Below are 14274 nucleotides of genomic sequence, written 5' to 3'. Positions count from 1 at the left end.
CAAGCACCACACAACACCCGGAGGTCCTCTTATTGCGTCACATCAATCCCGTGTCACCAACCTGCCGGGACACTACAGCTAGCGGACGCCGCCCATGAGCTTCTTGATCGCCGGCGAAGCCGCAGCCAGGCCAAGGGCGAGGACCATGGCCACACCGCCGATGCCCAGGAAGTACGGGAGCTCGTCCTCGGGGTTGTACAGGCCGGCAAGGATGCCCGCCAGCGTGGTACCGAGGGAGACCGATAGGAAGAACAGTGCCACCATCTGCGTGTGGAAGGCCTGCGGGGCAAGCTTGGTGCTCACGGACAAGCCGATGGGGGACAGGAACAGCTCCGCCAACGTGAACATGAACAGGATGCCAACCAGTGCCAACAGCGGGGTCTTGCCGTCGCCGGCCAGCGGGATGAACGCAAGGAAGGCCAGGCCCATGATGAACAGGCCTGCGGAGAACTTCAGCGGTGAGCTCGGCTGCTTGGAGCCCAGCTTGGTCCAGAGGGCTGCCATGACGCCGGCGAAGATGATGATGAACACCGGGTTGATGGACTGGACCCACGCGGCCGGCATTTCCCAGCCGAAGAGGTTGCGGTCCAGCTTCTCCTGCGAGTAGACGGCAATAAACGTGAACTGCTGCTGGAACAGCGCCCAGAACGCAGCGGAGGCGATGTACAGCGGAATGAAGGCGACAACGCGCTTTCGCTCCACCCCCGTGACCAAGGGGCTGCGGAAGATCAGGAACAGGTAGATCACCGAGGCCGCAATGGCGGCGTACGCCATGCTGCGGGCCAGGTTGTTGGCATTGACGAAGCCCGTGCCGAGCAGAACGCCGATGACAATCAGGATGCCCAGGAAAATCAGTCCGTAACGGGTACGGTCCTTCGCAGGCAGCGGGTTGGGAACGCGGTGCGCCTCTTCGGGAAGGCGCTTCCGGCCCAGCGAGTAGATGACCAGGCCGATCGCCATACCTACGGCAGCGGCGCCGAAGCCGATGTGGAAGCCGTAGCTGGTCTGCAGGAAGCCGGTGACCAGCGGACCGATGAGGCCACCGATGTTGATGCCCATGTAGAAAATGGAGAAGCCGGCGTCGCGACGCTCGTCCTTCTCGCTGTACAGGGTGCCCACCAAGGCGGTGGCGTTGGCTTTCAGGCCACCGGAGCCGATGCCAACCAGCACCAAACCGGCGATCAGGCCCGGAATGCCCGGGATGAGGGCCAGTGCGATGTGGCCGGCCATGATCATGATGGCCGAGCCGAACAGGACCTTTTCGGAGCCGAAGAGACGGTCGGCGAGCCAGGCGCCGAGGATCGTCGACAGGTAAACGCCACCACCGTATGCACCCACCAAACCAGCGGCGAGGCCCTGGTCAATGGAGAGACCGCCCTGCTCGGCGGTGAAGTACATGTAGTAGAGCAGGATTCCCTGCATGCCGTAGAAGGAGAATCGCTCCCACATTTCCACGGAGAAGAGGCTGGCCAACATCTTTGGGTGGCCGAAGAATGACGTATCGCCCGCTGGCTTGGCGGACTCAGCCGTGGTTTGAGGTGTGCTCATTTTCTCAATGCTGGCACTGACTGCGGGCATTGTCACATCGATATATGCCCGGGGCAACCACTTTCCATATGTTAGACGCTCTTCTTACCGGGCCTCGAGGGCGGCCGCGAGCTGGAGAAGCAGCAGTTCAGATCCCATGCGGCCAATGATTTGAATCCCCATGGGCAGCCCGGTGGCAGTGGTGTGCACCGGGACGCTGATCGCAGGCAGCCCGCACACGTTCACCATGGAGGACCACGGCGCGTACTCGCACTGCCGTTTGTAGTCCTCATCTGCGTCGCCGGCCCACTCGCTCGGCCACGGTTCGCCGCTGTGCCCGCCACCGGTGAACCAACCAATGGGACGCGGCGTCTGCGCCAACGTTGGCATGAGGATGAGGTCCCACTCCGAGTACTGCGCGATGGTGTCGTGTTGGAACTGCCGGAGGAAACCCAGGGCTTCGTTGACCTTCAATGCGCTCCGCTGTTGCGCCCGACGCCGGAACGTCCGGGTCAGCGGGGTCAGCAGCGCCTCCCGCTGGGGTGCTATTCGGGCACTCCCGACGCCGGCAGTCCAGGCAGCGGTGAACGCCTCGGGATAGCGGTTGTCATAGCGGATCTCCGCCTCGGCGATGCTGTGGCCGGCCTCTTCAAGCAGCTTGGTGCCGTGCGCCAGGGCATCCAGCGCCTCCTGCTCGATTCCGAACGGAAATGTGCCCGCCCACGGACTGTCCAGGCTCAGGCCGATCTTCAACGGTTCCGCCGCCCGTCCAACATTGGCGAGGTAGCCGCCGTCAGGCGCTTGCTCCAGGGGAACCAGCGCGTCCATGAGCAGGGCTGCGTCAGCAGCCGTCCGCGCGAGTGGTCCGGCAACCACCAGCTTGGCGGAGTCACCCGCGCTCGCGCCGGACGGCACCACACCCCGGCCCGGCTTCAACCCGACCAGACCGCAGGCGCCGGCCGGAATGCGGATGGACCCGCCGCCGTCGGTTCCTGGCGCGAACGGAACCAGCCCCGCGACCACCGCGGCAGCGCTGCCGCCCGACGACCCGCCCGAGCTTCGTCCCAAGGCGTGAGGATTGCGCGACGGCGGTGCGACGCGGTTCTCGCTGTAGGCCGTCAGACCAAACTCCGGAACCTGGGTCTTACCAAGCGAGATGACGCCTCGGCCCTTCAAGGCTGCTGCGAGGGCACCGTCTTCCGGCGCGGCCTTGTGCTCCAAGGCTGCGCTGCCGTGCGTCGTGGGAACGCCGGCCACGTCGGTGAGGTCCTTGAACGCCGTGGGTATGCCATGAAGCAGGGGCAGCTGTTCCAGGCGGCCTTCCCGGGCGAGACTGGCGTGCAGGTTGTCCGCGGCCTTGGCATCCATGAGGGCTTGTTCGGCAGTCACAGTGACGAAGGCACCCAGCTGCTTATTGTGGGCCTCAATGACCGAGAGGAAGTGCGCCGTGGCCTCACGTGCCGACAGCTCGCCGGACCGGAGGGCATCGCGGAGTTCAACAGCGGTCAGACGCGAAAGGTCCTGCAGGGAAAGATCAACCAAGGAAACGCGACTCCAACCGTTCCTCCACAGCAACAGCGTCCACGCTCTCGCCAGCGCCGGCGGTGACCCGGAAAGCGGCCTTGTTCTTCACTTCGGACACCACCTCCACTAGCTCGGTTCCCCGGTAAACCAGTCCAACGCCGTCGTCCGTGCAGTGCGTTTCGCCCAGCGTTCCGCTGGCCACCAGCTTATGGATGGCCGGCGCGCGGCGCGGTTCCGAGTCGTAGTGGACGCCGTTGCCGTAGGGAAGGAAGCCCAAGGCGTTGGTGACAGGGCGCAGTTCAGGTCCGAACGAATCCGTCACCCCGCCCTGGAACCAGCAGATGGAACCTGCGGAGACTCCGGCCAGCACTACGCCGCCCTCCCATGCCTTTCGGAGGATCCGGTCCAGTCCGTGCGCACGCCAAACGGCAAGCAGGTTCACTACGGAGCCGCCATTCACCCAGACAACGTCCTGTTCAAGAAGGTGCGCCTCTGGGTCCTCGATATTGGGCATGGTGAAGAGGTTGAGGTGGCTGAAGTCGAATCCCGCAATGCGTGCAGCCTGATCCATTTCCGCGGCCCACCATCGCTGATCGCCGGATGCCGTCCCGATGTGCGTAACCCGGGGCGCGCGGCCGGAGACCCCGGACAGTTCCACGGCGTAGTGCATCAAGTGGTTGAACTCGATCCTGGTACGGTCGCCCGATTTGTATCCGCCGGATGTCGCCAGAATGGTGGGTTGCCCAGCAGCCATGGGTTACTCCTTAAAGCTGATCGCGGGGGAGTGCTTGGGTCCCAGTCTTAACGTCCGGGCAACCGTTCGCAAGCGCAGGCACAGTGTCCCGCTTGGGGACTAGGCTGGATGCTGACCTTAATCGATGGGAAGGACCCGCCATGAGCGACTTCGAAACCGTGCCTGTGGGCGACATTCCGGCCGACGCCAGCATCCTGGACGTCCGCGAAGACTACGAATGGGTGGCTGGCCACGTGGAAGGCGCGCGCCACATCCCCATGGACCAGCTGCCGGCACGCCTGGACGAACTTGATCCGGACGACGACCTCTTCATTATCTGCCGCACCGGTGGCCGGTCCTTCCGGGCCGTGCAGTGGCTGGTGGGGCAGGGCTACTCCGCGGTGAACGTGGCCGGCGGCATGGATATGTGGTTCGAAGCAGGCAAGCCTATGGTGTCCGACAATGGCCTCAAGCCGGTAGTTTTGTAGCCCACGTATATAACCAGCAAGGAATATTGGATGTCAGCTACGTATACCTTCCTCGGCCCCGAGGGGACCTTCACCGAGGCTGCCCTCATGCAGGTTCCGGGTGCTGCCGACGCCACCCGGATTCCTTGCACCAACGTGAACACGGCACTGGAACGGGTTAGGGTCGGCGAAGCTGACGCAGCAATGGTTCCCATCGAAAACTCGGTGGAAGGCGGGGTGACCGCCACACTGGACGCGATTGCCACGGGCCAGGAGCTTCGGATCATCCGAGAGGCCCTTGTTCCCATTACCTTCGTGCTCGTGGCGAGGCCCGGCGTCGAACTTTCCGACATCAAGCGGATCTCGACGCACGGCCACGCGTGGGCGCAGTGCCGCCTGTGGGTGGATGAGCACCTGCCCAACGCCGACTATGTTCCCGGGTCGTCCACGGCAGCATCTGCCATGGGCCTGCTGGACGAGGATGCACACTATGAGGCCGCCATTTGCGCTCCGTTGATCGCCGCCGAACAGCCCGGCCTCAACATCCTGGCCGAGAACATTGGTGACAATCCTGATGCAGTCACCCGGTTCATCCTGGTGAGTCGGCCGGGACTGCTGCCGGAACGCACCGGCGCGGACAAGACCACGGTTGTAGTGCCGCTGCCCGAGGACCATCCCGGTGCGCTCATGGAAATCCTGGACCAGTTCGCCTCCCGCGGAGTGAACCTGAGCCGCATCGAATCGCGCCCCACCGGACAGTACCTGGGCCACTATTTCTTCAGCATCGACGCCGACGGTCACGCCTCGGACTCACGCGTGGCTGACGCCCTGGCCGGCCTGCACAGGATCAGCCCGGCAACGCGGTTCCTGGGCTCCTACGCCCGCGCGGACAGGCAGGCGGCCGTCGTTGCTCCGCATACTTCGGACGCTGCCTTCGCCTCGGCCCATGCGTGGGTTGATTCGATTCTCAAGGGCCAATAGCGACGCCGCGGGGCGGCAAATCATTGACGCTTCAACCCCTTTCGCAGCCATGCAAGTGTGCGTATGCTTGCCTGATCCATAAACGATGGATGAATACCAAACGAAGGGAGCGGTCATGACTGTCCACAGCGATGACAAAGACGGCCAGGGCATGATCGTCAATCCCAAGCCCTCAAGTGAAAACAACGATGACTGGGACGGCGACGAAGCTGATCGTGCGGATCGCCTGCGCTTTGAAGAAGAACAAGCCATGATCAAGGAGCAGTCCGAGGCCCGTGCGGCGGCCAAGGCGGCGGCTGAAGAAGCCGAGAAGACCGCAGCGCAGCCTGACAGAGGCGCTGTCTAAGCGATTTTGGCCTTGGGCACCCGGACCAGCAGGGAGCCTGGTTGCACGCGTACGGTGACCTCTGTCGCTTCACCGGAGGGGTCGCCGTCGAGCTGTGTAGCCATGGGTTCCTGGCTGCTGATGGTGACTTTCCCTGAGCGGTAGAAGCTCATCATGGGCAGGTTGCGGTTGTGCTTGAACAGGACCTTTGTGTACATCAAAAGCCAGCCGAACGCACTGCGCGGGCTCATGACCACGATGTCCAGCATGCCGTCGTCCACCATGGCTTGGGGAATGAAGTCGATACCCCCGGGAATCAAGCCGCAGTTGGCAAAGAGCACGCTGCGGATCTTCCGGGCCTGCTCCGGTTGATCATCCATGGTGATGGTGACCCGTTTGCGGCGGCCGGGCAGGTGACGGACACCGGCCTCCGTGTAAGCCAGCCAGCCAACTGTCTTCTTGAGGTCTTCCTTGGTGTCCCCAACAACCTCGGCATCCAGGCCCATCCCGGCGATGACCAGGAAGGTGTGGGCAGATGCTTCACCGGTGATGCTGTTGGCGATGTTCATGGTGGCGGTGTCAATGAACCGCTGATGCCCAAACAAGGCAGTCTGGATGCAGTCCTCCATGTTGGTCACGTCCAGGTCGACGTTGCGTGCCAGCAGGTTTCCCGTGCCCAGCGGGATGAGGCCCATCGCAACGTTCTTGTGCGCCAGGCACTCAGCCACTACGCGGACTGTGCCGTCGCCCCCGCACGCCAAAACGACGTCGGCGCCGTGCGCCAAAGCCTGCCGGGACTGGCCGTAACCCGGGTCATCCACGGTGGTTTCAAAAAAGGTGGGGGCATCCCAACCGGCGAGTTCGCAGGCGTCGATGATCGCCTGCCGAGCTTCCGCCGCGTTGTTCTTCACGGGGTTGAGGATCACGGCAACTTTCTGGTCCCCCGCGCCTGGCTTGTGGGCGTCCTCCCGCACCGCGCTCCTGATGTGCCGGGCTTTCAATCGGCGCACACCCCACCAACTGGAGACGGCAAACGCCACGCCCCCAGCGAGAATCACGTACAGGATCCAGTCGCTCATGGTGCTCCAACACTATCCTCCTGGGCAGTGCTGCCTTTGCCTCCCCCTTGGAGCGGCCCGCCTTTACCCGTCCCGGGCCGGAAATCCGCGGCTGATTCGATACTCTTGTGTGGTGATCGACGTAAAAGACCTCAGCGAAAATCCGGACAAGTTCCGTGCCAGCCAGCGCGCCCGTGGCGCCGACGAGTCCGTTGTGGACGCGATCATCTCCGCTGACTCTTCCCGCCGCGCTGCTCTGATCCGCCACGAAACCCTCCGCGCGGAGCAGAACGCGTTCGGCAAGAAGGTGGCACAAGCCAAGGGCGAGGAAAAGCAGGCGCTGCTGGCAGAGGTCAAGGAACTGGCCAACTCGGTCAAGGCCGCTTCCGCCGAGGCCGAAGCCGCGCAGGCCAAGCGGGATGAACTCCTGCGCGTCATCCCCAACCTGGTGGTGGACGGCGTGCCCGAGGGCGGCGAGGACGACTACGTGGTGGTCAAGACGGTGGGCACCCCGCGTGAATTCACCGACTTCGAGCCGAAGGACCACCTGGAAATCGGCGAACTGATCGGCGCGATCGACATGGAGCGTGGCGCCAAGGTTTCCGGCTCGCGCTTCTACTTCCTCCGTGGCGTTGGCGCCCGGCTGGAAATGGCGCTGCTGCAGATGGCCATGGAACAGGCCATCGACGCCGGATTCGTCCCCATGATCACCCCCACTTTGGTGCGCCCCGAGACCATGCAGGGTACCGGTTTTGATGTAAAGCACGACGCCGAGATCTACCGTCTGGCTGAAGACGACCTTTACCTTGTGGGAACCTCGGAAGTGGCCCTGGCCGGCTACCACGCCGACGAAATCCTGGACCTCTCCGCTGGCCCCATCCGCTACGCCGGCCAGAGCTCCTGCTACCGCCGCGAGGCTGGTTCGCACGGCAAGGACACCCGCGGCATCATCCGTGTGCACCAGTTCAACAAGGTGGAGATGTTCATCTACACCACGGTTGAAGAAGCAGCCGCCGAGCACGAGCGCCTGCTGGCCTGGGAAGAGGAAATGCTGGCCAAGTGCGAGCTTCCCTACCGCGTGATCGACACCGCCGCCGGTGACCTGGGCATGTCCGCAGCCCGCAAGTTCGACTGCGAAGCCTGGGTGCCCACGCAGAACGCCTACCGCGAGCTCACCTCGACCTCCAACTGCACCACGTTCCAGGCTCGCCGCCTCAACATCCGCGAACGCGTGGTCAACGACGAAGGCGTAGCCAAGGGAACCCGTGCCGTTGCAACGTTGAACGGCACGCTGGCCACCACGCGCTGGATCGTGGCCATCCTTGAGCACCACCAGAACCCGGATGGCTCCGTCAACGTTCCCAAGGCGCTGCAGAAGTACCTCGGCGGGCTTGAGGTTTTGCCGGTTCTCTAGTGGGGTTTGCGGGCAACGACGATCAGTTCGCCGTGCCCGCTGCCGACTTCCTCCCCGGCCCATCCACCCAGGATCCGCTCAACCGTGAAGCCGGCCGTGCAGAGATCGTGCCGCAGCTGTTCCTCTGTGCGGAACTTCAGGACTGAGGTTTCGGCGTCCTCGGGATGACCGGCGCTGACGCGGTGCTCTGTGAAGGTGACCAACCCCGACTCCTCCACGGTTTCGCCAATCCAGGTTTCCACGGCTGACCCATCGGGGAGGGTCCGGGTGGCTCGTGTATCGGCTGGTGTCCAACGCTCCCACGCTCGAGCAGCAGGATCACGGGAATCGAAGGCCAATCGTCCGCCGGGTACCAGTGCCCGGTGTACGTCGGCAAGTGTGCGGGACCAATCGGCGTCGTGAGTAATCGCCTGGGCGACGTGCGCCGTCATGATCGCGACGTCGAAGACTTCATCTTCGGGGATCTGAGCCGACGTGCCGTCGATCCACGTCACGTCCTCAGCGCCGCGTTTCCCGCGAGCTGCCGCAAGGGAGTTGATGTTGGGGTCGATGCCGACAACGCGATGGCCTGCGGCCGCAACGGCGAGGCTGACCCGGCCCGTGCCGCAACCCAGATCCAGCACCCGGCTGTGGGGCCGCTCATTCACGAAACCCAGGAAGAAGTCGTCATCCGCCGCCCATTGGTTCTCGGCATCATAGAGGTCTGAGAGCTGGGCTCCGGTCATTTGTGGAAGCATCCGCCCACCCTACAGTTCCGGGCTGCATTCATCGGGCGAATGGGCACAAAAAAGGAAGGGAACTATCCCTTCCATATTCAATTTATAACGCACAGGGGGGCTTGCGGCAAGGGCCCCCTGGTGCCGAACAATTGATCCACGAACCCCATCACCCACGGAAAAGGGAGTCGTGCCATGCCCGAAACCAGCCCACTGAAAACCAGCGCTTTCGCCCTTCCGGAACACCTCGCACGCAAGGCGGATCCTGAGTTGATCAGCCGTGATGAACAGCAATTCGAGGCAATTGCCGCGAGCCTCTCCGAATCCATTGCCGAGATATCCAGCCGACTGGATATCACTCGTAAGCTGCCTGGTGGCCGAGGCCAAGCGGCGTCGGACCGGGATCAGGAGATCCACCGGCTCACTGCGCGGCTCCGTGCGCTCCGCCGCTTTGGATTGGATCTTTGCCTGGGTCGTATGGTCAGCGCCGACAACCCCGAGCCGGTGTACGTCGGGAGGTTGGGCCTCACCGACAACGAGGGGCGCAGGCTCCTGATCGACTGGCGGTCCCCAGCGGCCGAACCGTTCTTCGGGGCAACCCACGCCAACCCCATGGGTTTGGTGAGTCGCCGACGTTACCGCTGGACACGCGGCCGGATCAGTGACTACTGGGACGAAGTCTTCACCGCTGACGGACTGGAAGCCAACGCAGCCCTGGATGACCAGTCCGCGTTTATCGCCAGCCTGGGCAGCAGCCGCTCACCGCGGATGCGGGACGTGTTGGGCACCATTCAAGCCGACCAGAACCAGATCATTCGCGCGGGCTCGCGTGGGGCGTTGGTGGTGGACGGCGGTCCGGGTACCGGTAAGACCGTGGTCGCCTTACACCGGACGGCTTATCTGCTCTACTCGGATCCCCGGCTGAGCCATCGCAGCAATCCTCGACGGAGCGACGTCCTGTTCGTGGGTCCGCACCAGCACTACCTCGCCTACGTGGCCGACGTCCTTCCAAGCCTGGGGGAGGAAGGAGTTCAGACCTGCACGCTGAAGGACCTGGTCCCGGAAGGTGCCGTGGCCGCCGTCGACAGCGATCCGGAGGTGGCCCGGCTCAAGTCGTCCGTTGAGATGGTGAAGGCGATTGAGTCCGCCGTGAGGTTCTACGAGAAGCCGCCATCCGAGGAAACGGAAGTCGAAACGCCCTACGCCGACGTCCGGCTCAGCAGCGAAGACTGGGCCGAGGCGTTTGACGCAGCAGAGCCGGGAACACCGCATAACGAGGCACGTGACGACGTCTGGGAGGCCCTGCTGGCCGTCCTTGCCGACAAGCTGGACGAGCACGACCTCCCCGGGAATGTGCTCCGGAGGTCGTTGTCCCACAACGCCGGGCTGCAGGAGGCATTCAACAGGGCGTGGCCGATCCTCGATTACGCCCTGTTGGTGGCTGACCTGTGGCGGGTGCCCGCCTATCTACGCCTGTGTGCGCCATGGCTGCAGCCGGAAGACATTGCCAAGCTGCAACGCCAGGACCCCGCCGCCTGGACCACCGCAGACTTGCCGCTCTTGGACGCGGCCCGTCAACGGCTGGGCGACCCCCAAGCCTCCCAGCGACGGAGAAAGCAGGAGGCCTTGCAAGCAACCGAACGCGAACTCATGGACCGCGTGGTGGATGACCTGATAGCAGCTGACGACTCCGAAAACATGGAGATGTACATGCTGCGCGGCGATGACATGCGGGACAAGCTCGTGGATGACGAGGCCTTGGAACCAGTCGATCCGGATGTTCTCGCCGGGCCGTTCGCGCACATTGTGGTGGACGAGGCCCAAGAGCTGACGGATGCGGAGTGGCGGATGCTGCTGTTTCGCTGTCCCTCCAGGAGTTTCACTGTGGTGGGGGACCGCGCCCAAGCCCGGCACGGGTTCACGGAGTCCTGGGACGAGCGTCTCAAGAGGGTAGGCATGGGCAACGTGACGCTGGCGGGGCTCAGCATCAACTACCGCACGCCGGAAGAGGTCATGGCGGAAGCGGAGCCCGTGATTCGGGCCGCCCTCCCGGATGCCAATGTGCCCACATCAGTCCGCAGCAGCGGCATCCCCGTAGGTCACGGAGCAACCCACCACCTGGCCGCGATCCTGGACACCTGGCTTGCCGGGAACAGTGAAGGGACCGCATGCGTCATCAAGAAGCCCGGGGGAACGCCCGCGAATTCGGACCGTGACCGCGTCAGGTGGCTCACCCCTGAGCTGTCCAAGGGGCTGGAGTTCGACCTCGTGATCCTCATCGACCCGGAGGGATTCGGAGTGGGCATCGAAGGTGCCGTGGACCGGTACGTGGCAATGACTCGCGCAACCCAGCAACTCGTCGTCCTCCGGAGTGCGGAGCAACCATCAAATGCCGACTGTTCACGGTCCGTTAATCCCCCGCTGTGGCGCCGGTCCTAGTTGAGTGTCGGAGGAGTCTGCTCTACTGGAACCATGACTATTTTGACTGACACTCCAGTTGCTGGCATCGATGACCAGCCAAATAACACCAACAAGCTCATGGTTGCCTTGGACGTTGACGGCACGCTGGTCGATCACGACGGCCACATGTCTCCGGGGGTCCGCTCCGCTGCCCAAGCAGTAGTGGCCAGCGGCCACGACGTCATGATCGCCACCGGCCGCTCACTCAACGCGACGCTTCCGATCATCCAGCAGATCGGTCTGGAACGCGGCTATGCAGTGTGCTGCAACGGCGGCGTGACACTCCGACTGGATCCCACCTTGGAGACCGGTTACGAGATCATTCATAAGGCAACCTTCGATCCTGCTCCGGCACTCAAGGCCCTGCGGGAACGGCTGCCCAATGCCAAGTACGCGCTGGAGGACGAGGATGGAAACTTCCTCTCCACCGAGCGCTTCCAGGACGCCAGCTTCGGCGTGGAGTCCATCGGCGTGGATTTCCAGACCATGCTGGACGCCACGGCGGTCCGCGTAGTGGTGTTCAGCAGCGACAACACCTCGGACGAGTTCAACGAAGCTATCCGTCACATCGGCTTGTCCGGCGTGACCTACTCGGTGGGGTGGACGGCGTGGTTGGACATCGCGGCCGAAGGCGTCACCAAGGCCAGTGCCCTGGAAACACTGCGTAAGAAGCTCGGTACGGACCAAGCCAACACGATTGCCGTGGGCGATGGCCGGAACGACATCGAAATGCTCACGTGGGCTGGCCGCGGCATTGCCATGGGCCAGGCTCCCGACGAGGTGCTCGCCGTCGCGGATGAGGTCACCGCGTCAGTGCTCGACGACGGCGCCGCCCTGGTTTTGCGCGGCCTGCTGTAACAGCCACTCGCCGCAGCCGGGGACGGGTTCCGTGGGCGTGCTGCCTAGACTGGGGCTGTGTTCTACGAAGAGTGCCCCGCTCCGCCGAACCTGCAGCCGTTCGTTACCCGGCTGTGGTTCGTTCGCGCCAAGCCCCAGGCCCGGTACGAGAAGATTCTCCCCGGGCCTGAGGCGCACCTGATCCTGAACCTTTCGGACCCCTACCGGCTCATCAGCCCGGACGGGAAGGGCGGGGAAGCGGGAGCGACGGAAGTTTCCGCAGGCTTCTACGCCGGGCTGCAGCGCAGCTACCTGATCAGCGAGAACCCGGACCGGCTCTTCAACGTCGGCGCCCGCCTGACTCCCTATGGCCTTGCAGCGTTCACCAACCAGCCGCCGTCGAAATTCCAGAACCGGGTGGTGGACGCGGAAAGCGTCTTTCCGGGCTTCACCGAACTGCGCTCGCAGCTAGGGGACGCTGAACCGGGCCAGGCATTCGAAGCCCTGGCAACATTCCTGCAGCACCAGATCAGGCCCGGTTACAGCGCAGACCCCAGGGCCGTCACAGCAGTGGAAACACTAGCCCGGGAAGACCTCGAAATCAGCGTGCTGGCCGCGGAATTGGGAATCAGTACCTCTACGCTCGAACGCATCATGATGCGGGAATGCGGCACTACTGCCAAGGCCTACTCGGATGTGTGCCGCTTCAACAGGATCGTCACCCAGGCAGCAGCACTGCCCAAAGGGTCAGTTCCCGGCCGGGAACTCCTGCACTTGGCCGACTACTACGACCAACCCCATCTGATCCGGGCCTTCAGGCGTTTCAGCGGGTTCACGCCTACGCAGTACCTCCAGGTGGTTCAGAGCTACGGCGCCGAATATGCCACGTTCGTTCCGTTGGAAGAAGTAACCCGGTAACTTGCGGGTTTTATACAAGACCGGCTGCTCCGCCCGGGCGTACCGTCCTGTCAGGAACTTTTGAAAGGACACCCATGGACATTCAGATCAATTGGCTCGCCGTGCTGTTGGCTGCCCTGGCAACGTTCGTCGTGGGTGGGCTCTGGTACTCACTGCTTTTCGCGAAGCCCTGGCAGAAAGCCGCGGGCGTCAGCGATGAGCAGCTGAAGTCCGGGACGGCGCGGGTGTTTATGGGATCGTTCATCCTTGCCGTGGTGATGGCTGTCTTCCTGGCGGCGTTCATTGGCGGGGGCGGCTTCGCGTTCGGCACTTTCGCGGGCCTTGCTGCGGGCTTGGGGTGGGTGGCCACGGCGCTGGGCGTGAACTACCTGTTCGAACGCCGAAGCCTGACGCTGTTCGCGATCAACGCCAGCTACAACGTGGTCACCTTCACGGCCATGGGCGCCATCATTGGCGTGATGCAGGGCTAAGGCCTACTTGAACACGGTCTGAATGGGGCCGCCGCCAGCCGATTCGACGATGGCCTGGGCAACCACGCGCAGTTTGACGTTCCGGTTGCTGGAGGCCTTTTTGATGAGTTCCATTGCCTCCTCCTGGGTACACCGGTTCTGGGCGATGATGATGCCCGTGGCTACGTCGATCACCGTCCGGGACTCCATCGCCGCGCGCAGATTCGCGGCTGTCTGGCTGTGCTGCGCGATCAGCACGGCCAGCTGAAGGCCCTTGGACGCCTGCTCCACGTAGTCGTTGGCGCGCTGCACGGCTGCTGGGCCAAAAGCGTTGGGCCGATCTGAATACAGATTGAGCCCCGCCATGGAAGTGTCGTCCGGCAGGGGGAAGGGAACCGCCAACACGGAGCGGAGCCCATGGCCAGTGATGGCCTCGTTGTACTCGGGCCAGGTGTTGTCCTTCTCAAAGTCGGGAATAAGGACCTGTGTACCTTCGCGGCAGGCGTGGAGGCAGGGCCCGTCGGCAAACGCGTATTGGACCTCATCCAACAGCCGCGCCCGTTCACTGCTGCTGGCCACAGTGCCGGCTGTGCGCTGACGCATCAGCGTAATTCCGCAATAGACCTCCGCCCCATCGCTGCTGAACATGCTGGCCGAGTGCTGGGCCAACTCCTCGAGGAAAGCCTCGACGTCAGGCGTATTGAGCAGCAGGTCCTGAATGTCGGACAGGACCGTACTCGGCTCTGCGAGCTGTGGTTCTTCCATGTACATCTCCGATTCGGTGGACGCGGCCTACCTTTTGAGCCTAACCCCGTTGAAAGCTAATAGTAAGTGTGCTTCTCTTTTTAAGGAGTCTTGCCGTGGG

General features: G+C 63.5%; 14 protein-coding genes. 8 read left to right on the top strand and 6 right to left on the bottom strand.

Annotated elements, in window-relative coordinates; all coding sequences use genetic code 11:
• Positions 1-78: 78 nt before the first annotated feature.
• Genes FQP90_RS21860 through FQP90_RS21850 form a run of 3 tightly spaced genes read right to left on the bottom strand, consistent with a single transcriptional unit; the run spans position 79 to position 3805 of the window.
• Positions 79-1578 carry a peptide MFS transporter gene (locus tag FQP90_RS21860; RefSeq protein ID WP_144653170.1) on the bottom strand — a complete coding sequence of 500 codons (1500 nt, stop codon included), beginning with the start codon at positions 1576-1578 and terminating at the stop codon, positions 79-81.
• 54 nt (positions 1579-1632) lie between these two features.
• Positions 1633-3069, bottom strand: coding sequence for an amidase (locus FQP90_RS21855; RefSeq protein WP_144653169.1), 1437 nt, complete (start codon positions 3067-3069; stop codon positions 1633-1635).
• Positions 3062-3805 (bottom strand): peptidase E, encoded by a 744-nt coding sequence (locus FQP90_RS21850; RefSeq protein ID WP_144653168.1) that lies wholly within the window; start codon positions 3803-3805, stop codon positions 3062-3064. Before FQP90_RS21850 ends, FQP90_RS21855 begins: the two co-directional genes overlap by 8 nt.
• Before the next feature lie 140 nt (positions 3806-3945).
• Between FQP90_RS21850 and FQP90_RS21845 the strand changes: the two genes are divergently transcribed.
• The 3 genes from FQP90_RS21845 (at position 3946) to FQP90_RS21835 (ending at position 5578) form a co-directional block, all read left to right on the top strand.
• Entirely contained in the window at positions 3946-4272 is a 327-nt protein-coding gene (locus FQP90_RS21845; RefSeq protein ID WP_144653167.1) for a rhodanese-like domain-containing protein, read from the top strand.
• Positions 4273-4302: 30 nt separating this feature from the next.
• Positions 4303-5232 (top strand): prephenate dehydratase, encoded by a 930-nt coding sequence (gene pheA / locus FQP90_RS21840; RefSeq protein WP_144653166.1) that lies wholly within the window; start codon positions 4303-4305, stop codon positions 5230-5232.
• A 115-nt stretch (positions 5233-5347) separates the two neighbouring features.
• Complete coding sequence (locus FQP90_RS21835) at positions 5348-5578, top strand: hypothetical protein (RefSeq protein ID WP_144653165.1); 231 nt, start codon at positions 5348-5350, stop codon at positions 5576-5578.
• Here the strand turns inward: FQP90_RS21835 and FQP90_RS21830 are convergent.
• The gene (locus FQP90_RS21830; protein WP_144653164.1) at positions 5575-6636 is read right to left on the bottom strand and encodes a diacylglycerol/lipid kinase family protein; all 1062 of its coding nucleotides are present in this window, start codon (positions 6634-6636) and stop codon (positions 5575-5577) included. The two genes, FQP90_RS21835 and FQP90_RS21830, sit on opposite strands and share 4 nt — an antisense overlap.
• Before the next feature lie 112 nt (positions 6637-6748).
• Between FQP90_RS21830 and serS the strand changes: the two genes are divergently transcribed.
• The gene (gene serS, locus FQP90_RS21825; RefSeq protein WP_144653163.1) at positions 6749-8029 is read left to right on the top strand and encodes a serine--tRNA ligase; all 1281 of its coding nucleotides are present in this window, start codon (positions 6749-6751) and stop codon (positions 8027-8029) included.
• On the opposite strand, the gene FQP90_RS21820 is transcribed toward serS, so the two are convergent.
• Positions 8026-8754: a class I SAM-dependent methyltransferase gene (locus FQP90_RS21820; RefSeq protein ID WP_244296930.1), complete on the bottom strand. Its 729-nt coding sequence runs from the start codon at positions 8752-8754 to the stop codon at positions 8026-8028. The genes serS and FQP90_RS21820 overlap by 4 nt on opposite strands.
• 186 nt (positions 8755-8940) lie before the next feature.
• On the opposite strand from FQP90_RS21820, the gene helR reads away from it, so the two are divergent.
• The 4 genes from helR to FQP90_RS21800 all read left to right on the top strand — a co-directional run bounded on the left by helR (position 8941) and on the right by FQP90_RS21800 (position 13430).
• Positions 8941-11184, top strand: coding sequence for an RNA polymerase recycling motor ATPase HelR (gene helR / locus FQP90_RS21815; RefSeq protein WP_144653161.1), 2244 nt, complete (start codon positions 8941-8943; stop codon positions 11182-11184).
• Between the two features lie 33 nt (positions 11185-11217).
• On the top strand, positions 11218-12063 hold the full coding sequence (locus FQP90_RS21810; RefSeq protein ID WP_144653160.1) for an HAD family hydrolase: 846 nt from the start codon (positions 11218-11220) through the stop codon (positions 12061-12063).
• 57 nt (positions 12064-12120) lie between these two features.
• Positions 12121-12960: a helix-turn-helix domain-containing protein gene (locus FQP90_RS21805; protein WP_144653159.1), complete on the top strand. Its 840-nt coding sequence runs from the start codon at positions 12121-12123 to the stop codon at positions 12958-12960.
• Positions 12961-13034: 74 nt separating this feature from the next.
• Positions 13035-13430, top strand: coding sequence for a DUF1761 domain-containing protein (locus tag FQP90_RS21800; RefSeq protein WP_144653158.1), 396 nt, complete (start codon positions 13035-13037; stop codon positions 13428-13430).
• Positions 13431-13433: 3 nt separating this feature from the next.
• Here the strand turns inward: FQP90_RS21800 and FQP90_RS21795 are convergent, their stop codons facing one another.
• Positions 13434-14174 (bottom strand): GAF and ANTAR domain-containing protein, encoded by a 741-nt coding sequence (locus tag FQP90_RS21795; protein WP_144653157.1) that lies wholly within the window; start codon positions 14172-14174, stop codon positions 13434-13436.
• Positions 14175-14274 lie beyond the last annotated feature (100 nt).

This window comes from Paenarthrobacter nitroguajacolicus, assembly GCF_007786235.1.
In the GTDB taxonomy this organism is placed as follows: Bacteria; Actinomycetota; Actinomycetes; order Actinomycetales; family Micrococcaceae; genus Arthrobacter; species Arthrobacter nitroguajacolicus_A.
Note: the sequence above shows the minus strand (reverse complement) of the source record. Positions and strands in the feature narration are given on the sequence as shown.

What these genes read in the sequence shown, in the direction of transcription:
- FQP90_RS21800 (WP_144653158.1), top strand. Translation starts at nt 13,035, where the DNA reads ATGGACATTCAGATCAATTGGCTCGCCGTGCTGTTGGCTGCCCTGGCA.
- pheA (WP_144653166.1), top strand. Translation starts at nt 4,303, where the DNA reads ATGTCAGCTACGTATACCTTCCTCGGCCCCGAGGGGACCTTCACCGAG.
- FQP90_RS21835 (WP_144653165.1), top strand. Translation starts at nt 5,348, where the DNA reads ATGACTGTCCACAGCGATGACAAAGACGGCCAGGGCATGATCGTCAAT.
- FQP90_RS21845 (WP_144653167.1), top strand. Translation starts at nt 3,946, where the DNA reads ATGAGCGACTTCGAAACCGTGCCTGTGGGCGACATTCCGGCCGACGCC.
- FQP90_RS21795 (WP_144653157.1), bottom strand. Translation starts at nt 14,174, where the DNA reads ATGGAAGAACCACAGCTCGCAGAGCCGAGTACGGTCCTGTCCGACATT.
- FQP90_RS21860 (WP_144653170.1), bottom strand. Translation starts at nt 1,578, where the DNA reads ATGCCCGCAGTCAGTGCCAGCATTGAGAAAATGAGCACACCTCAAACC.
- FQP90_RS21850 (WP_144653168.1), bottom strand. Translation starts at nt 3,805, where the DNA reads ATGGCTGCTGGGCAACCCACCATTCTGGCGACATCCGGCGGATACAAA.
- FQP90_RS21810 (WP_144653160.1), top strand. Translation starts at nt 11,218, where the DNA reads ATGACTATTTTGACTGACACTCCAGTTGCTGGCATCGATGACCAGCCA.
- FQP90_RS21820 (WP_244296930.1), bottom strand. Translation starts at nt 8,754, where the DNA reads ATGACCGGAGCCCAGCTCTCAGACCTCTATGATGCCGAGAACCAATGG.
- helR (WP_144653161.1), top strand. Translation starts at nt 8,941, where the DNA reads ATGCCCGAAACCAGCCCACTGAAAACCAGCGCTTTCGCCCTTCCGGAA.
- FQP90_RS21830 (WP_144653164.1), bottom strand. Translation starts at nt 6,636, where the DNA reads ATGAGCGACTGGATCCTGTACGTGATTCTCGCTGGGGGCGTGGCGTTT.